16 protein-coding genes are annotated in these 18012 nt (G+C 50.4%); 13 read left to right on the top strand and 3 right to left on the bottom strand.

Going from position 1 to position 18012, the window contains the following annotated elements; all coding sequences use genetic code 11:
* Window positions 1–79 precede the first annotated feature (79 nt).
* The 5 genes from L6H70_RS07540 to L6H70_RS07520 are packed head-to-tail and all read left to right on the top strand — an operon-like array spanning window position 80 to window position 2638.
* Window positions 80–388, top strand: a complete 309-nt coding sequence (locus L6H70_RS07540) for a PadR family transcriptional regulator (protein ID WP_279306749.1) — start codon at window positions 80–82, stop codon at window positions 386–388.
* Entirely contained in the window at window positions 385–732 is a 348-nt protein-coding gene (locus tag L6H70_RS07535; protein WP_236331510.1) for a DUF1048 domain-containing protein, read from the top strand. Before L6H70_RS07540 ends, L6H70_RS07535 begins: the two co-directional genes overlap by 4 nt.
* Before the next feature lie 12 nt (window positions 733–744).
* Entirely contained in the window at window positions 745–1095 is a 351-nt protein-coding gene (locus L6H70_RS07530; protein ID WP_236331508.1) for a DUF1048 domain-containing protein, read from the top strand.
* A gap of 14 nt (window positions 1096–1109) precedes the next feature.
* A complete protein-coding gene (locus L6H70_RS07525) occupies window positions 1110–1868 on the top strand; it encodes an ABC transporter ATP-binding protein (RefSeq protein WP_236331506.1) in 759 nt (252 codons plus the stop codon).
* Window positions 1868–2638 carry an ABC transporter permease gene (locus L6H70_RS07520; protein WP_236331504.1) on the top strand — a complete coding sequence of 257 codons (771 nt, stop codon included), beginning with the start codon at window positions 1868–1870 and terminating at the stop codon, window positions 2636–2638. Before L6H70_RS07525 ends, L6H70_RS07520 begins: the two co-directional genes overlap by 1 nt.
* A 143-nt stretch (window positions 2639–2781) precedes the next feature.
* On the opposite strand, the gene L6H70_RS07515 is transcribed toward L6H70_RS07520, so the two are convergent.
* Together L6H70_RS07515 and L6H70_RS07510 are read right to left on the bottom strand one after the other, a co-directional pair.
* A complete protein-coding gene (locus L6H70_RS07515; protein WP_236331502.1) occupies window positions 2782–3360 on the bottom strand; it encodes a hypothetical protein in 579 nt (192 codons plus the stop codon).
* 79 nt (window positions 3361–3439) lie between these two features.
* Entirely contained in the window at window positions 3440–4024 is a 585-nt protein-coding gene (locus tag L6H70_RS07510) for a YdeI/OmpD-associated family protein (protein WP_236331500.1), read from the bottom strand.
* 898 nt (window positions 4025–4922) lie between these two features.
* Between L6H70_RS07510 and L6H70_RS07505 the strand changes: the two genes are divergently transcribed.
* Window positions 4923–6884: a WG repeat-containing protein gene (locus L6H70_RS07505; protein WP_236331498.1), complete on the top strand. Its 1962-nt coding sequence runs from the start codon at window positions 4923–4925 to the stop codon at window positions 6882–6884.
* Window positions 6885–7171: 287 nt separating this feature from the next.
* Window positions 7172–7969, top strand: coding sequence for a CAP domain-containing protein (locus L6H70_RS07500; RefSeq protein WP_236331496.1), 798 nt, complete (start codon window positions 7172–7174; stop codon window positions 7967–7969).
* 129 nt (window positions 7970–8098) lie between these two features.
* Here the strand turns inward: L6H70_RS07500 and L6H70_RS07495 are convergent, their stop codons facing one another.
* Complete coding sequence (locus tag L6H70_RS07495) at window positions 8099–9079, bottom strand: zinc dependent phospholipase C family protein (RefSeq protein WP_236331494.1); 981 nt, start codon at window positions 9077–9079, stop codon at window positions 8099–8101.
* Window positions 9080–9477: 398 nt separating this feature from the next.
* On the opposite strand from L6H70_RS07495, the gene L6H70_RS07490 reads away from it, so the two are divergent.
* The 6 genes from L6H70_RS07490 (at window position 9478) to L6H70_RS07465 (ending at window position 17962) form a co-directional block, all read left to right on the top strand.
* A complete protein-coding gene (locus tag L6H70_RS07490) occupies window positions 9478–10422 on the top strand; it encodes a GDSL-type esterase/lipase family protein (protein WP_236331492.1) in 945 nt (314 codons plus the stop codon).
* A 53-nt stretch (window positions 10423–10475) separates the two neighbouring features.
* The gene (locus L6H70_RS07485; RefSeq protein WP_236331490.1) at window positions 10476–11456 is read left to right on the top strand and encodes an ABC transporter ATP-binding protein; all 981 of its coding nucleotides are present in this window, start codon (window positions 10476–10478) and stop codon (window positions 11454–11456) included.
* Complete coding sequence (locus L6H70_RS07480; RefSeq protein WP_054941281.1) at window positions 11449–12438, top strand: ABC transporter permease; 990 nt, start codon at window positions 11449–11451, stop codon at window positions 12436–12438. Before L6H70_RS07485 ends, L6H70_RS07480 begins: the two co-directional genes overlap by 8 nt.
* A gap of 69 nt (window positions 12439–12507) precedes the next feature.
* Window positions 12508–14490 (top strand): DNA topoisomerase IV subunit B, encoded by a 1983-nt coding sequence (gene parE / locus L6H70_RS07475; protein WP_236331488.1) that lies wholly within the window; start codon window positions 12508–12510, stop codon window positions 14488–14490.
* Between the two features lie 381 nt (window positions 14491–14871).
* On the top strand, window positions 14872–17313 hold the full coding sequence (gyrA, locus tag L6H70_RS07470; RefSeq protein ID WP_236331486.1) for a DNA gyrase subunit A: 2442 nt from the start codon (window positions 14872–14874) through the stop codon (window positions 17311–17313).
* Between the two features lie 217 nt (window positions 17314–17530).
* Complete coding sequence (locus L6H70_RS07465) at window positions 17531–17962, top strand: MarR family winged helix-turn-helix transcriptional regulator (protein ID WP_054941279.1); 432 nt, start codon at window positions 17531–17533, stop codon at window positions 17960–17962.
* The last annotated feature ends 50 nt before the right edge of the window (window positions 17963–18012 follow it).

Below are 18012 nucleotides of genomic sequence, written 5' to 3'. Positions count from 1 at the left end.
TGTGTAGTAGTAGTAAGTAATACTTCATACCAGTCATACAGAATAGCGAAGGGTGATTATATTGGAAAACATAACAGAAATGCTCAAAGGCGTGCTTGAGGGATGTGTACTTGAAATAATCAGCCGCAAAGAAACCTATGGTTACGAAATCACGCGGCAGCTCAACGCTCTCGGCTTCACAGATGTTGTAGAAGGAACAGTGTACACCATTCTGATCCGGCTTGAAAAAAACAAACTGGTGGAGATCACCAAAAAGCCGTCCGACATCGGACCGCCGCGAAAGTTTTTCGCAATTAACGACTCAGGGCTTGCTGAGCTGCAAAGATTCTGGGAAAAGTGGGAGTTCGTATCCTCAAAAATTAGCGAGTTAAAGGAGAAGAGATCATGAACTTTTGGGAAAAAATCACGGGCAGCGACATGACTAAAGAATTTAAAGCTTTTGAATCACGAGCCAAAAAACTGCCGGCAGATTATCAAGCGGCGTGGGAAGAAATTAAAGTCAATCTATGGACGCACTCGGATTTTACCGGCCGCAACCTCATGCCCATTCTTGACGGTGTGCTTGGCCTGCTGGAAGAAACGGCGGCAGATGGTCAGGGTGTCCAAGAAGTTCTAGGTGAGGATATCAAAGGCTTCTGTTCGGCGCTTGCCGGCGAAGAAGGGGCTAAGTCCTACCGCGACAAGTGGCGCGAGCAGCTCAACAATAATGTCGCCAAAAAATTAGGTAAATAGGAGGACGATACAATGAGAATACGGGATATCATCGAAGGTAAAAAAGAGTGGCGGGCGCATGTGGCGCGTGTCAAAGCGCTCCCGCAGGATTATCAGATTGTCTATAAAGAAATTCAAAAATATCTGTTTAAAGTCGGCCCTGTTGAATTAACCGAAGGAACGGGTTTGCTATCGGGAATTATTGATCTTTTTGAAGAGGGCGCGGCCTTGGGTAGAGGCGTGCTTGAAGTGACTGGAAGTGACGTGGCCGCTTTCTGCGATGAACTGATCAAGGACTCCAAGACTTACGCTGATATTTATCAAGAATCCGCTAACCAGGAAGTGAACAAGGCCATCAAAAAGGCAACGGATAAAACAAAGTAAAGGGGGAATCTCGGATGGAGAAAGCAATTCAAGTTAAAGGTCTGCGAAAGTCCTTCAAGAACAATGAAGTCTTAAAGGGTGTAGATTTTGATGTGAAGCGTGGTGAGGTTTTTGCCCTGCTTGGCTCTAACGGCGCGGGTAAGACGACGATTGTCCGAATCCTCAGTACGCTGCTCAAACCGGACAGCGGAACCGTCACTGTTAATGGATTCGATATTGCCTCCAAGCCGGATCTCGTAAGGCAATCGATTAGTCTAACCGGGCAATTTGCGGCGGTGGATGAGATTTTGACCGGGCGGGAAAATCTGATCATGATTGCCAAGCTGCGGCATCTGGATCAGCCGCGTCAAGTTGCTGACGATTTACTGAACCGTTTCGGCTTAACCGAGGCCGCCGACCGTAAGCCATCTACTTACTCGGGGGGGATGCGCCGCAGGCTCGATATCGCATTGAGCCTAGTGGGAAAACCGCAGGTCATTTTTCTTGATGAGCCAACCACCGGGCTGGACCCCGAGGCACGTATCGAGGTTTGGAAGATTGTTAAGGAGCTGTCGGGCAGCGGCACGACGGTGTTCCTGACCACGCAGTATTTAGAGGAAGCTGAGCAGCTTGCCGACCAAATTGCCATTCTGCATGAGGGCAGGATTATCGCCGGCGGCACGCTCGCGGAGCTGAAGAAGCTGTTTCCAGCCGCAAAGGTAGAATATGTTGAAAAACAGCCGACACTCGAGGAGATATTCCTCGCAATCATTGGCAACAAGGAGGCCATCTAATGGAAGCCGCAAAAAAATATTTTATCAGCGACTTGAGAGTGATGCTCGGACGTTCCATGCGCCATATTTTCCGGAGTATGGACACCATCTTCACGGTCTGCGTCACTCCGATTGCAATGATGCTGCTGTTCGTCTATGTGTTTGGCGGCGCCATCCAATCCGGCACGGATAATTATGTGAACTACCTGTTGCCTGGCATACTGCTAATGGCTATTGCCAGCGGGGTGGCCTACGTGGCATACCGCCTGTTTTTGGATAAGCAACGGGGCATTATGGAGCGGTTCCACTCCATGCCGATTGCGCGCTCCACAGTGCTGTGGGGGCATGTGCTGACTTCAGTGGTGTCCAACGTCATTTCTGTTGCCGTCATCATTCTTGTAGCGCTCCTTATGGGCTTTCGCTCGTCGGCCGGGGTACTGTCCTGGCTTGCCGTAGCAGGTATACTAGTGCTGTTTACACTGGCTTTGACTTGGATCGCGGCCATTGCCGGTCTGTCTGCAAAAACAGTAGAGGGAGCAAGCGCCTTTTCCTATCCGCTGATCTTCCTGCCGTTCATCAGCTCGGCCTTTGTACCGACCGACTCGATGCCGAAGGCCGTTCGCGCTTTTGCCGAAAATCAGCCGGTGACCTCGATCGTGGAGGCGATACGTGCGCTGCTCTCCGGTCAGCCCGTGGGCAATGATATATGGGTCGCTTTGGCTTGGTGCTTAGGGATAATGATCGTCGCTTATCTGTTTGCAGTGCGCGCATACAAAAGGAGTGCAGCTTAAGGTTTTGGAGGCATTGTAGTGATAGCGGTCAACAAAAGGGAATTAATATAACCTGGGATCAGACTATCACGGTAGCTGTTCCCTTTTTCATTGAGCAGGTGTCAAATCGTGGATGCCGTTAAACTTACGGGCAGGACCAGACATTACAATAAACACTTTACGGCTCTGCTTAAGGCAGTGTCCCAAGGTCTTGATTCAATTAATTGTATCCCGTTCTGATTACAGGTATCTGCTATCCAATCTCCATATGAACTACTTACTTCAGCTCTAAAATGTTGGAATTCGCCACCTTCTCTTGATAAATAATTCTGCAATATTTGGCTTTTGTCTGGCTCATGTACAAATATTGATTTTACCTCTGGGTTATCGAACGATAATGTAAATTCAGGATAGATAAAATCGCCTTCAATTATAATAGGCAATTTATCTTCAATATGCCGGTTTGCGAGTTCTCTTAAGACAGGGAATATTTCTTTGCTTACATCAATCAGCCAATTTACATTGCCGTCAATTCCAATGTCCTTCCAGTCTACTCCAGAAGCCCAATAATGAATTGCCGGAAAATGATCCTTAGTTGTAACTGTTTTTACTGATAGATGGACATCATCTACTTCCAAGACATTCACGCCATAAAATCGAGCCATTTCATAAGCAAGACTTGATTTCCCTATTCCTGATGCTCCGCCAATAAATAAAACGGTCCAGTTTCTATCATTATTCATTTTTCCAGCCCCATTTATAGATTCATCGATTATTTAGTAATGTTGTTCGAAGGAACTCTTCAGAATCGCTAATGATTGGTTAGGGATAAATTTTTTCGCCTTTTTCAAGCATCATTATAAACTGTTGAATTCGTTTCGCACGGGTTTCTTGCTTCTTGGCATTATGGATTCTGAATAGGAATGCATATTTATTTTGTCTATCCAACGTATCATAAAAGGCCTTCGCCTTGAGATTACGCTCCAGTTCAATAGCGAAATCCTCAGGCATAGAGGCGATACTTTGCGATTCATAGGCCTTATCCCATTGTCCGTTCTTTTTGGCAGCTTCAATCGCTTTGAATCCAGAGAGCTGCATTCTTCCATTTTTGATAAGAAGCTCTGCTTTTTCTTTATTCACTTTCGACCAGATGCTCTTATCCCCACGCGGAGTAAATCGTTGAACCCACGTTTTTTCATCAAACTTTTCCTTCTGGCTGTCAATCCATCCGTAACACAATGCACTTTCAAGTGCTTCATCATAGGATACAGAAACCACACCGGAATTTTTTTTCGCGATTTGCAACCGGATTCCCGGTGAAGTGTCATGATTGTTCTCAAGCCAATTCTCGAAAGATTGTTGTTCGCCAAAGAACATAAGCGGTTTTTCATTATTTTTATTGTTCAATTGAATCGCCTCCTACTTGAAGTGTACATCATGATAATTGACAGATACAGTCAGTGATTATCTCGCCCTGCTGGAGCTATTTTGTGCTGCTCTTAAGTCATCCCCAAAGATGAGGGGAAAGTGACGGAGCGGATTTTGGAACTGTAGGAGCGACAGCGTCCGCCTTTGTCTTCGGATTTCACCCGCTGCCAGCGGTATAAATTGAAGAAATCCGAAGACAACAGCGGCCGGAATTCCAAACATTCGCGCAGTCACAACTATCCCCTCATCTTAGCAATTAACTGGAAAGGGCAAAGCGCAGCTGCCCTTGACCCACCCGGTCAACACCCACCACAAGGGTGTTTTTGTGCTGCCCTTAAGCCGTTCATCAAAGATGAGGGGAAGTGACGGAGCGGATTTTGGAACTGTAGGAGCGGTAGCGACCGCCTTTGTCTTGGGATTTCACCCGCTGCCAGCGGTATAAATTGAAGAAATCCGAAGACAACAGCGGCCGGAAGTCCAAACATCCGCGCAGTCACAACCATACTCTTATCTTAGCAATTAACCGGAAAGGGCAAAGCGCAGCTGCCCTTGACCCACCCGGCCAACACCCACCACAAGGGTGCTTTTGTGCTGCCCTTAAGCCGTTCCCCAAAGATGAGGGAAAGTGACGGAGCGGATTTTGGAACTGTAGGAGCGATAGCGTCCGCCTTTGTCTTCGGATTTCACCCGCTGCCAGCGGTATAAATTGAAGAAATCCGAAGACAACAGCGGTCGGAAGTCCAAACATCCGCGCAGTCACGGCTATATCCTCATCTTTTCCCCAGATCTCGTTTTGCACCCCCTTAGGCACATAAACACCCTTTCCCCCTCCCCCTCATATTCTATAGGCAAAAGCCTTTGTAAGGGAGCGACTGGAATGCTGAGGATTAAGCTGAATGAGCTGGCAAAAGGAATGGATAGCGGCCCGCTGCAGGCGGAAGTGTGGAAGTGGGACGGGATCGGGTGGAACGAAGCTGTTGCCCAGCAGGATGAGGATTTCATCCGTGCGGATGATGATCTGTTCGTCACGATCCCCGCAGAGGAGGGTTTGTACCGTATAGATTACTCCATAAAACTGCTGGAACCAATCTACCTCCTAACTGAGTGGGAAGGAAGCGGACTGCGGGCAGAAGTGCTCCATCCGGCGCCTTTTAAGCTAAAGGAAGGGACGCTGTGGGGATATATCAACAACGAAGGGCGGACGGTGATTGAACCGAGGTATGATTATGCCGAGGATTTTCAGGATAACGGTCTGGCCATTGTTCAGCGCAGGGACAGCAGCGGTTTGATTGACAGCAGCGGGCGCGAGAAAGTGAAACCTGTCTATTCGTTTATCGCTCCGTTTGCGGAAGGTCTGGCGGTCGTTTCGGATGCAAAGGGCTACACCTTCATAGATGAAAAAGGTAAAGAGGTAACTTCTGCGCGGTATGACTATTTGAATTCGCTGCACGAAGGCCGGGCGCTTTTTTCTAAACAGAGTACAACAGGAAATTCAAGCTACGGGTATCTGAATGCGCAGGGCAAAGAAGTCCTGCCCCCGGTGTATCTGGATGCGGGCGATTTCATGAACGGTACAGCACTAGTCAAAGTAAGCGAGGGTGAATATGCGCTGATAGATCCTAAGGGTACTGTTCTGCATACGTACAAACATCCTTATGTCGGCAATCCGGGGGATGGACTGCTGGCTTATCAGGAGACGGAGAACGGTAAATACGGGTATCTCAATCTCGATGGCAGTGTCGCAATCAAACCGCAATTTACAGCTGCGATGCCGTTTTCGGAGGGAAGAGCGGTCATTAACACAGCGGAGGATTATGGTAACGCCTACGGATTAATCGATAAGCAGGGCAAGCAGATTGTGCCGGCCAACTATTATGAAGTGCAACAGCTCGGTGAAAACCGGGTCGCTTTAGGAACTCCGGTCTATGCAGACCAGCCGTACCGCGGGTCCCGATATGTCATTGCCGATGCCGTAACTGGCAGAATTCTCAGCAATCATCCGCTGCTCGGGGTGAACAATTATCAGCATGGGCTGGCCTCCGTGTATGATGCTAAAGACACCTATTTTATTGACAAAAGCGGCAAAAAAGCATCGCAGCCACCCGTTATTGCCGGAGCAGGCACACTCTCCTTCAGCGGCAGCCTGATCCGCGCAGATGTTGATCAGCGGACAGCCTATTACGACCGCAAGGGCAAGCAGGTGTGGCGCCAAAATGGGGTTATCCCGCTCCGGCCGCCTTACTCCGTGCTGGAGAAGAAATATAAACCAAACCGGGACTACCTGGTTTATTATCCGGTAATAGAGGGGATTGCCAGCACAGAAGTTTCCAGAGCCGTTAATGACAAGCTGCGCAGCCTTTCCCTTGCCGAGGGGGTGGGAAGCGGAGGGCCGGCGCAGGATTTCAGCTACACGGGTGATTTTGCCGTAGAATTCTTCCGTAAAAATCTGCTTGTACTTGAGCTCAGCGGCTATAAATTCCCGTTTGGTGCGGCACACGGCATGCCTACCCGGATCTATGAGCATATCAATCTGAGCAGCGGCAGGTTCTACACGCTCAGCGACTTATTCAAGCCGGGCAGCAAATATGTGGAGAAGCTCAGCGAGATTGTCGGCAAGCAGATTGCTACCGACCCGCAGTACTCTTACGTTTTCCCGGATACGTACAAAGGAATTACGGCAGATCAGCCTTTTTATGTGGATGAAGCTGCGCTTTACCTGTATTTTGCACCTTATGAGATCGCACCCTACGCAGCAGGATTTCCAACCTTCCGTATTCCATATGCGGAGATTATGGGCCTGATCTCCACCGAAGGAGACTTCTGGCAGTCTTTTCATTAAGTGAAACAGTCTGCTGAGCCGATAAATACAATAAGAAGCTTGAAATGACGAGAAGACTGCCGCTCCTGTGTAAGGAGGACAGTCTTCTTAACCATGTGCAGATGCATAGGTATCCTCTCTTAACCGGACAAGCCTTCTTAGAGTCTAGTGATGGAAAAACTTAGAGGCGCACAATTAAAAGAATCTATGCTACAATGACTGAGGAACAGATTACAACTTTGTAATATTTGCCGCCAACACTCTTGGCATCACAGCAAATCCAACAACCAGAACAAGGAGATGGCAGAATGAAGAGCAAGACTGTAAGAGCAATGATAGGTGGTAGCGTTGCAGCTGTCATGGCGCTGAGCATTTCTCTACCCTTACAAGCGGACGCTGCAACTAGCAACGCAGTTGAAGGAACAACTACGAGCTTTGCCCAATTCATGCAAAATTTCACTCAATATAGCGATAAGGCATTTTCTTTTAACGGTACGACAGTAACAGTATTTAAATTCAAACCGGTAGTTGTACCTCAGAAGACAACGGCTCCTGCAGCAACAGAAAAGCCGGTAGTAACATCAGCACCCGTAGCTACACCCGCACCGATTGCAACAGCAACACCGGCACCGATTGCGACACCAGCACCAGCAGCAACGGCGAAACCAGCAGCAACACCGGCACCGACAGCTAAACCTGCGGCAACAGCAGCTCCGGCTGCAGCAGTTAGCACCCAAGCCACGTATGTGAAGCAGATTGTCGGCCTTGTGAACAAAGAACGTGCCGCAGCCGGATTGTCTCCGGTCAGTGCGCTGGACAGCCTGAATAAGGTGGCAGCTGCTAAGGCAACAGATATGCGTACGAATAATTATTTCTCCCATACTTCACCTACGTACGGTTCACCTTTTGATATGATGGCGACTTTCGGTATTACGTACCGGGCAGCAGGCGAGAACATCGCCATGGGCCAGAAATCACCACAGGAGGTCATGACTGCCTGGATGAACAGTGAAGGTCACCGTGCCAACATTTTAAGCGCGAACTTCAACTACATTGGTGTAGGTTATGATAATAACTACTGGGTACAGGAATTCATCGGCAAATAAGCAATACTAACTAAGTGGAGAACCCAAAAGGGACTGTTCAGTTGGCCATAAGATGGCTGGCTGGATCAGTCCCTTTTTGGCTGGGCGGTTCGTTAATACGGATATTTCTAAGGAAGTCAGAAGAGTGGTTCAGGAGATAATTCCTACTTCCCAGATCGGTTCGGCGTACAGATTTTTAAGCTTGCTGCTGCAATCCTTACCTGTGTCATACGAGCGGTCGCCCAGCACCTCTTTGAACTTCTCCAGTGCCCGGGAAGCCTCGGCCGGTACTGAACTGTTCAGCCACGAGCCGAGAGCACGCAGTACCGTCCGTCCTTCTGACAGTGCTTCCTCCCACAGCTCCCAGACGCTTTCGGTCCGCACCTCCGAGTAGAGCGCCGAATGTCGCCATTCGCCATGTTTTTCATTCAAGTAATCGAGCTTCTCCTCGGCAGGGGACAGCTGCTGTGAGAAAAGACGGCGGACTTTGCCCCGCAGGAGCGATTTCTTCCAGCCCCTCGGATCGTACAGGCATTTATGCGCCAGGAGCATATCGAGATAGGCCTCATGCCACATTTCAGCCGGCAGTTTTTTCGTCTCAGGATACCATGCAGCTGCAGTTTCGTGAAGAATGGTGTGAATCGGGAGAGGCAGATGGGAGCCGACATTGATTTTTTTCCAGACCGCATGCCGCCAGGTATCAATCCCTTTTAGCCGCTTCATGAACAGCGTATCCAGAACGATCTCGAAACGCTGATGGTCACGGTGCTTGTAGCCTGCTTTCCAGTTGATATAAGGATGAAGATTACGGTCCAACAGATGGTGGGTGAGGAAGCCCAGGAAATATTGCTGCACATTCTTCAGGTCGGCAGGGGGTAGGGACATGGCCCGTTTCCAGAATTCGATCAGTACAGGACCGCAGTTCTCAGTATGCATAAGATCGCCGAGCCGGAGCGCCCGGGTCTCTTTTTTCCAAGGCAGAAAGCTGTGATACAGCAGGAAATCAGGTCCTTGGCAGCCTAGCTGGTACAGTTCAGGACAGGTCTCCATATCCGCCAGAAAAGAAAATTCATTCCTGAATTCCTCCGCAAGCTGCTTACCGTACTCCAGATGCATCCAAATGTTAGGCATTCCATTCACCTCTCATGAACGTAGTTTTCCTCCAGCATACAGGTTTTATATTAAAAGAAACTGAAAAGTGTTGTAGCGGTTTGTAATCCCGGTAATTATGAATGCAGAGCGATTATGCCCGGTTCCGCTTCTTCTTTAGGGTACTCCTCACTCTAATCTTTTTCAATAATTCTGCGTTAGAGAAGGCCACTTTTTCCTGCGTGTATAGGCTGCTCCTATTTTTTGCATATTAGCATTTATTCGTAAGGCCGTAAGCTCTCCTGAGGGAGGGATCCGTGCATGTAGGAAGGCGTCCCGTGTATTTGCAAAATGCGTATAGAAGAATTATGTTTAATTACATAGTTAAGAAGTTTGTAAAATGTGGAACAATGGAGAATAGAACGTACGGAGGGATAGCTTTGAAGGATTCCAAATGGACCTGGCGAAGTGTGAGCCTGATTTCCATAGCAGCAACAATAATATTGATTGTGGGATTTGTTTCTGCAGTAGGCGATATTCTTAACCCCCAGGGAGAAGCTCTGTCAACCGCTTTACCTCAAGAGACAGCTGTTCCTACTGCGGCAGCCGGAGATTCGATGAGGATTCTAGCGCTGGGTGATTCGCTTGCCAAGGGAACAGGTGACAACGACGGAAGCGGTTTTGTTAAGCGCACCCTGGACGGATTGTCGGCTGACGGAGGATCTGCTGAGCTGCTTGGCAATATGGGGATTAACGGACTGACAACGGCCGGACTGCAAACCAAGCTTAAAGAAGAGGGAGTCCGTTACGCCCTGCGGCAGGCCAATATTATTCTCGTCTCCATTGGCGGTAATGATCTGTTCCGGGGCTCGGAGATTCTGGGAAATGCGACAGAAGGCCAGGGAGCGGCAACACCAGGCCCGTCTCCATCGGCAGCCGCTGAGAATCAGGATGCTGCAAGCTCAGTTCATGCAACAGGAACCATTGACGGGAAAAACAGCGCTCTGGTTACTTCCACGCCTAAGCCGGGCGAAGATGAGTTAACGCCGGAATCGCTGCTGGCAGCATTGCCGGATGCCGCGAAGCGGCTGGGTGAGATCCTGCAGACGATTTCCGAGATTAATCCGCAGGCGCAAATATTTTATGTGGGTCTATACAATCCCTTCGGAGATATTAAGGACCTGCTCGTGCCCGGGAATCAGGCGGTAACAGCCTGGAATAATGCCGCCATGGATATTATTAATACACACAGCAATATGACCCTTGTGCCAACCTTTGATTTATTTAACCGCCATTTGGACAAGTATCTCTCAGGCGATCATTTTCACCCGAACGGCGACGGCTATCAGCGGATCAGTGAACGGATTATACAAGCTGTTCGATAAGAGGATTAGAGGTTTTTAATGCAGAATTGAATGCGGGCAAGGAGTTGTTGGATATGACAAAAGAGACAGGCGGAGGCACCGGAAACGTTGTATTGTCCGTAGATGGGGTCCGCAAAAAAATAGGCCGCAAATGGATCATCGACGATGTTACCTTTGACGTGAAGCAGGGGGAAATCTTTGGTTTCCTGGGTCCGAACGGCGCCGGAAAAACGACTACCATCCGGATGCTCGTGGATCTGATCCGACCGACTGAAGGAACCATTACCGTCTGCGGCTACAATGTCAACCGTGATCCCGAAAAAGCGCTCCAATACGTTGGCTGTATCGTAGAGAACCCGGAAGTGTACACCTATTTAACTGGCTGGGAAAATCTGCAGCACTTTGCCCGGATGCAGCCTGGAGTAGGTACGGACCGGATTGCCGAGGTGGTGGAGATTGTCCGGCTGGATCAGCGCATCCATGATAAGGTAAGCACCTATTCGCTGGGTATGCGGCAACGGCTCGGTATAGCTCAAGCACTGCTTGGACGCCCGCGGCTGCTCATTCTGGATGAACCGACGAACGGGCTGGACCCCAAAGGCATCAAGGAGCTGCGCGAATTTATCCGCGAGCTGGCTGAAGGCGGTCTTGCCGTATTCGTGTCCAGCCATTTGCTCAGTGAGATTCAGCTGCTGTGTGACCGCGTGGCAATTATCAGCAAAGGGCGGGTCCTGGCCGTCGGCGGAGTAAATGAACTTGTCGCCCGCAATTCCCCTTATGTGCTCTGGGATTTGGAGCCGCTTGAGACGGCGAGAGGCATTCTGGAAGAACGCTCTGATATCCGGCTGCTCCGGCTGGACGAGGTTACACTGGACGACTCCATTATTGCCGGAATGGGCGAGGGCTCTTTGATCACAGCGATGGAGGATGACTTGATACCGGAGATTGTGGCTGTCATGGTTACAGCTCAGGTGGAAGTTAGAGCCGTGCATAAAATTAACCCGACACTGGAACAGCTATTCTTGAAGCTAACGGAAGGTGAATCTATTGACTAATCTGCTTCCGCTCATCCGTAATGAGTGTACGAAAATTATAAAAAAGAAACGATTCTATGTTATACTGCTGATTCTGCTTGTACTCGTGCCAATGTTTACATATGCGCAAATGCGGATAGCTGAACGCAGCCGGGACAAGTTTAATTCGGACTGGAGGCTGGAGGTTCAGCAGCAGATCACCGATAATCAGAACTCGCTCGGCAGTGACCGTATTCCGGAGGAGTGGAAGTCGTATCGGCGGATTTTTGTCCAGCAGCTGCAGTTTTATCTGGATCATGATGTGAATCCGAATGAGCCGAGCGGAGTGACGTTTACCCGCGAATTTCTGGATAATTCCGTCTCTTTATTCATTCCGCTGCTGATTATGGCTGTCGCCTCAGATCTTGTGTCCGGGGAACGGACTACAGGCACAATCAAAATGCTGCTCACCCGGCCAGTCAAACGCTGGAAGGTCCTGTTCAGCAAGCTGGTGGCGCTGCTCATGTTTGTTTCTCTGATTGTGCTTTCGGTGTTTGTGATCAGCTACCTGATTTCAGGGCTCGCCTTCGGATATAAGGGCTTTAGTATCCCTGTCTTTACCGGATTCCAGCTCAGCGGAGATACGGTGGACATGACGACCGTCCACTCGGTGCCGCAGTGGAAATATCTATTGATGCAGGGCGGGCTGATCTGGTTCGTCAGTGTAGTTGTTGCTGTCTTGGCCTTTATGGTATCGGTTCTGGTGCGCAGCACGGCGGCGAGTATTGTCGTGATGATGGCAGCGCTGATTGCCGGAACCATACTCACTAATATGGCCGCGGCTTGGACGACAGCGAAGTATTTGTTTATGGTTAATCTGGGGCTGACGGGATATTTGGCCGGGACGCCGGCGCCAATTGAAGGAATGACGCTGTCTTTTTCCATGGCTGTTTTGGGCGTTTGGGGGATTGCAGCCATAATCATTTCATTCGCCGTCTTTACGAAACGGGATATTTTGAATTAGAATGTACAAAGTGAACGAAAACGTTTGTTTGCATTTCAGAGTAAGTGAGACAAAGAAGGAGGAGCATGAATGCTCGAACAGATCGATATGTTTGCAAAAGTCTCTAAGAACGGCGAAGCAGGCCGGACTGGATACGATGCTGACGACATTCAGGTGCTCGAAGGTCTGGTTGCGGTCCGCAAACGGCCCGGCATGTATATCGGAAGTACGAGTTCCTCGGGACTGCACCATCTAGTATGGGAAATCGTGGATAACGCCGTTGATGAGCATTTAGCCAAATTTTGTTCCAAAATTGATATTACCTTGCGTAAGGATGGTTCAGTTACAGTAATTGATAACGGGCGGGGCATCCCGACCGGAATGCATAAGACAGGGGTGCCAACCCCTCAGGTAGTCTTTACAATCCTGCATGCGGGCGGCAAATTCGGCGGTTCCGGCTACAAAAAATCGGGCGGTCTGCATGGCGTTGGTGCTTCTGTAACCAATGCATTGTCCGAGTGGCTGGAAGTTGAAATTTACCGTGACGGCAAAATCCACCGCCAGCGCTTCGAATACTGGGTGGATAAAACCGGCAAGGAGCATGTCGGCGAGCCAGTAACCGGCCTTGAGATTCTCGGGAATACGAATAAGACCGGTTCGAAGATTACCTTCAAGCCGGATATTCGCGTCTTTGCAAATGGCATTGCCCTGAACTATGACACCTTAGCAGAGCGGGTACAGGAAATTGCCTTCCTGAACTCGGGCCTTCGCATTAACATTAGCGATGAGCGCAGCGGCCGTCAGGATGAATATTTCTATGAAGGCGGAGCCAGCCAATTCGTGCAGTTCCTGAATGAAGGCAAGGATACGCTGCATGATGTGATCCACTTTAGTTCGGAGAAGGATGACATCGAGGTTGAAGTGGCCTTGCAGTATAACGCCGGATACACAGAAACGCTGGCTTCCTTCGTGAACTCTATTCCTACCCGCAGCGGAGGAACACATGAGACAGGCTTCAAGACGGCTTATACACGTGTGCTGAACGACTACGCACGCCGGACGCAGCTGCTGAAGGAAAAGGACAAGAATCTGGAAGGCAATGATCTGCGCGAAGGCATGATGGCAGTAATCAGCGTGAAGATGTCCGAGGTGGAATTTGTCGGCCAGACGAAGGATCAGCTCGGCAGCGCTTCTGCCCGCAGCGCCGTCGATTATATCGTGTCCGAGAATATGGCCCGGTTCCTGGAGGAGAATCCCCAGGTGGCGCAGAGTCTGCTGAAGAAGTCCATTCAGGCTTCCAAGGCGCGGGAAGCGGCCCGTAAGGCCCGCGATGAAATCCGCAGCGGCAAGAAGCGCAGTGAAAGTTCTAATCTCGGCGGCAAGCTGTCACCAGCACAGTCTAAGGACGTTACACGTACCGAGCTGTTCATCGTCGAAGGGGATTCTGCCGGAGGATCGGCCAAGCAGGGCCGCGACTCCAAGATTCAGGCTATTCTGCCGCTAAAGGGCAAGCCGATGAATCCGGAAAAGGCCAAGCTGCTTGATATCTTAAAGAACGATGAATACAAAGCAATTATTTCAGCAATTGGTGCAGGGATCGGCCCGGATTTTGCCGTGGAAGACAGCAATTATTCCAAGATTATTATTATGACCGATGCCGATACGGACGGAGCGCATATTCAAGTGCTGCTGCTGACCTTCTTCTACCGCTACATGAAGCCGCTGATCGATGCCGGGAAGGTCTTTATCGCCCAGCCGCCGCTGTATAAGCTGACGCGTAAATCAGGCAAACTCGAAACTGTGCGTTATGCCTGGAGCGACGAGGAGCTGCAGAATTACCTGAAGGAATTCGGCAAAAACTTTGAGCTGCAGCGTTATAAAGGACTAGGGGAAATGAACCCGGATCAGCTGTGGGAAACGACGATGAATACCGATACCCGCACGCTGCTCCAGGTACAGATTGAGGATGCCGCCAAAGCGGAGCGCCGTGTCTCGACCCTGATGGGTGACAAAGTTGACCCGCGCAAGCGCTGGATTGTCGAGAACGTCGATTTTACGGAATTTGTGGAGTAAGGCAGGCCAGGGATTTAGATCTCTTGGCTGAGCTTATGGCGGCTTAATTACAGCCCAGCGGGCCAAATGCATGCCGCTGATTCTATGCGGCATGCAGCTTTTAGCGGAAGTGACGAATACTTCCGTTTCTAAAAAGCTTGGTGATTAGAGGAACAGAGGGGAATTTTTGAACTGTAGGAGCGTTAGGGACCGCCTAAAAGCTTTCCTTGGAAAGCTCGCTTCGGAAGCATAAGCAGTCTGCGGATTTCCACCGCGAACAGCGGTATACAATCAAGAAATCTGCAGACAACAGCGGCCGGAAGTCCAAACATTCTCCGGAGTGACGGTCAGATCACCACACGCTTTTGAATCAGATAGATTGAGGAACAGAAGGTGAGCCAAGTGAGCAGTTTATCAGAACAATTTTCGCCGGCTTTTTTGGAAGAGGTCGTCGGTGACCGCTTTGGCCGGTATTCTAAATATATCATTCAAGACCGGGCAATCCCCGATGTGCGGGACGGGCTGAAGCCCGTGCAGCGCCGGATTCTGTACGCCATGTACGACTCCGGCAATACCCCGGACAAGCCGTACCGCAAATCGGCCAAAACCGTAGGGGACGTTATGGGGAATTATCATCCCCATGGGGACTCATCGATCTATGACGGTATGGTCCGTATGGCGCAGCCCTGGAAGATGGGGCATGTGCTTGTAGACGGGCATGGCAACTGGGGATCCATGGACGATGACCCGGCGGCAGCGATGCGGTATACGGAAGCCCGCCTGTCACCGATCGCCCTGGAGATGATGCGTGACATTGAGAAGCGGACCGTGCTGTTCAAAGATAACTTTGACAACACCGCGAAGGAGCCGGTAGTTGTACCTTCACGTTATCCCAATCTTCTGGTTAACGGCACGAGCGGAATTTCTGCCGGCTTCGCCACGGAGATTCCGCCGCATAATCTGCGTGAGGTTATCGACGCCTGCATCGCCGTGATGCAGAAGCCGGACATCGCACTGGAAGACATCATGACATTTATCAAAGGCCCTGATTTCCCGACTGGCGGGACAATTATGGGCGGTGACGGAATCATTGATGCCTACCGCACCGGCAAAGGGCGGATCTACCTGCGCTCCAAGACCGAGATCGAGAATCTGCGCGGCGGCAAACAACAGATTGTCATTACCGAAGTGCCGTTCCAGATCGTGAAATCACGTCTTGTTACCTCGATGGAGAATATCCGTCTGGAGAAGAAGATCGACGGTATCGCAGAAGTCCGGGACGAGAGCGGCCGGGATGGCCTGCGAATTGTGGTGGAACTGAAGAAGGAAGCAGATGCGCAAGGTGTTCTGGCTTACCTGCTCAAGAAAACCGATCTGCAGGTTACTTATAACTTCAACATGGTGGCGATCGTCAACAAGGCGCCGCAGCAGCTGGGGCTCAAAGCGATCCTGGAGGCGTATATCGCTCACCAGCGAGAAGTCGTTACCCGCCGCACCCAGTTTGACCTGGAACGTGCAGAAGACCGTGCTCATGTCCTCGAAGGGCTGGTCAAGGCGCTCAACATTCTGGATGAAGTTATTGCAGCGATTAAGGCTTCCAAGAACCGCCAGGATGCCCAGAATAACCTGGTCTGGATGTTTGGCTTCAGTGAACGCCAGGCCGATTCCATCCTTACCCTGCAGCTCTATCGTCTGACGAACCTGGAGATTCACTCGCTGCAGAAGGAATTGGACGAAATGATGGCCCGGATTGCCACGCTGCGCGGCATTCTCGAAAGTGACAAGAAGCTGGTTGCTGTTATCCGCAAGGAATTGCTGGAGATTCGCGACAAATACGGCATCGACCGCCGCTCGTTAATTCAGGGCGAGGTCGAAGAGCTGAAAGTCAGCCTCGAAGTGCTGGTTAACGCTGAGGATGTGCTGGTGGCGCTGTCAGCCGACGGTTATATCAAGCGCACCGGCATGTTATCCTTTACACGATCAGGCGGCGAACGGCATGCTTCCGGCGTCAAGGAAGGCGATCATATCGTCAAGCTGCTCGATCTGAATACCCGGGACAGCCTGCTTATCTTTACCCGCAAGGGCCAGTACTTCCTGCTGCCGGTTCACCAGATACCGGAATTCAAGTGGAAAGAGCCGGGGACTGCGGTCGTCAACGTCATCGGTCTGGCAAAAGGCGACAGCATCGTCAGTGTACTTCCGGCCCCGAATCTGGAAGATACAAATGCCAGTCTTGTATTCATCACCCGGAAGGGCCAGGTGAAGCGTACGGAGCTCAAGGAGTACTCTACCAGCCGTTCCGGAGCCGTTGCGGCCTGCAAGGTCGCTGAAGGTGACGAGGTCATTACAGTGGCGCTCAGCAGCGGAGACAAGGACATTGTACTTGTGACCCGCGAAGGGATGAGCATCCGTTTCAAAGAAAATGAAGTGAACCCGATGGGCCGTGTGGCCAGCGGGGTAAGAGGCATTCAGCTGCGCGAGGGCGATGAAGTGGTATCCTGCTTCTGGGTCAGTGAGGATGAGGGAGAGATTCTCGCCGTCACGGACATCGGTTATGCCAAGCGTACCCTGCTGGTGGATTATCCTTCACAGAGCCGCGGCGGCAAGGGCATGCCGACCTTCGAGTTCAAGGAAGGCAAGCGTGTCCGGCCGAACGGCAGCCGGATCGCAGGCGCATTCCACTGCAAGGAGCCGCTGGAACTGATCGCAATTACCCGCGATGGACTTGTACACACCCTCTCTTCAGAAACTGCACCGCTGAGTGAGCGGCGTTCTACAGGCAAACAGCTGGTTCCAGTGGAGAAGAAGGATGAGATCCTTACGCTTTACCCGGCCATTAAATAATCCGGTTCAATACACATAGATGTAAACCCCAAACGGCGTGTGCGGCCGCTCTTTAAGAGCTGGCTGCCGCGCCGTTTTAAATGACTCTGAACTAACGGATCCTTGGTAACGGCGGACGGTAACACATTTTATTTTTTTCTTTTGCAGGAAATGGAATTTTTATCTCGAAAATGTAGGTATACCGGATAGAGATCCGCAGGGAAAGGAAGGAATAAGTGTGCACTCCTCTGAATTCAGTAAAATCTGGCATAAAATATTGAAAGACTATAAACTACATATGGACAGCAAGCTTGCCCCTACACTGACGGATGCCCAGCTCACCGTACTGGAACTGCTTCAGGAACGTGACGCAATGAAACCTTCTGATCTGGCTCCGCATCTGGCGACTAGCCCGGCAGCGGTAACTATGCTTCTAGACCGGATGGAGAAAAACGGACTGATTGTCCGTGAACGTGATGCTGCTGACCGGCGGATCGTTTGGGTGAGTATTACAGAGGTTGGGAAGCGGGAGACTGAACGGGGTCTGAAGATTCGCAGCGATTTTTTTGCCGAAGCGCTTGACCCGATTTCGTCTCATAACCAGCAGCTGCTGCTTTATCTAATGGGCAAGATGGCGGTTGCTCCGGCACCCGAAGGTTCTACACCGTAAATATAGAGCCCACAAGAACGAATTGAAAATGGAACACTAATTATAAAAAA

The sequence above is a fragment of the Paenibacillus auburnensis genome (genome assembly GCF_927798115.1).
GTDB lineage: Bacteria > Bacillota > Bacilli > Paenibacillales > Paenibacillaceae > Paenibacillus_AQ > Paenibacillus_AQ auburnensis.
Note: the sequence above shows the minus strand (reverse complement) of the source record. Positions and strands in the feature narration are given on the sequence as shown.

What these genes read in the sequence shown, in the direction of transcription:
- L6H70_RS07540 (WP_279306749.1), top strand. Translation starts at nt 80, where the DNA reads ATGCTCAAAGGCGTGCTTGAGGGATGTGTACTTGAAATAATCAGCCGC.
- L6H70_RS07535 (WP_236331510.1), top strand. Translation starts at nt 385, where the DNA reads ATGAACTTTTGGGAAAAAATCACGGGCAGCGACATGACTAAAGAATTT.
- L6H70_RS07530 (WP_236331508.1), top strand. Translation starts at nt 745, where the DNA reads ATGAGAATACGGGATATCATCGAAGGTAAAAAAGAGTGGCGGGCGCAT.
- L6H70_RS07525 (WP_236331506.1), top strand. Translation starts at nt 1,110, where the DNA reads ATGGAGAAAGCAATTCAAGTTAAAGGTCTGCGAAAGTCCTTCAAGAAC.
- L6H70_RS07520 (WP_236331504.1), top strand. Translation starts at nt 1,868, where the DNA reads ATGGAAGCCGCAAAAAAATATTTTATCAGCGACTTGAGAGTGATGCTC.
- L6H70_RS07515 (WP_236331502.1), bottom strand. Translation starts at nt 3,360, where the DNA reads ATGAATAATGATAGAAACTGGACCGTTTTATTTATTGGCGGAGCATCA.
- L6H70_RS07505 (WP_236331498.1), top strand. Translation starts at nt 4,923, where the DNA reads ATGCTGAGGATTAAGCTGAATGAGCTGGCAAAAGGAATGGATAGCGGC.
- L6H70_RS07500 (WP_236331496.1), top strand. Translation starts at nt 7,172, where the DNA reads ATGAAGAGCAAGACTGTAAGAGCAATGATAGGTGGTAGCGTTGCAGCT.
- L6H70_RS07495 (WP_236331494.1), bottom strand. Translation starts at nt 9,079, where the DNA reads ATGCCTAACATTTGGATGCATCTGGAGTACGGTAAGCAGCTTGCGGAG.
- L6H70_RS07485 (WP_236331490.1), top strand. Translation starts at nt 10,476, where the DNA reads ATGACAAAAGAGACAGGCGGAGGCACCGGAAACGTTGTATTGTCCGTA.
- parE (WP_236331488.1), top strand. Translation starts at nt 12,508, where the DNA reads ATGCTCGAACAGATCGATATGTTTGCAAAAGTCTCTAAGAACGGCGAA.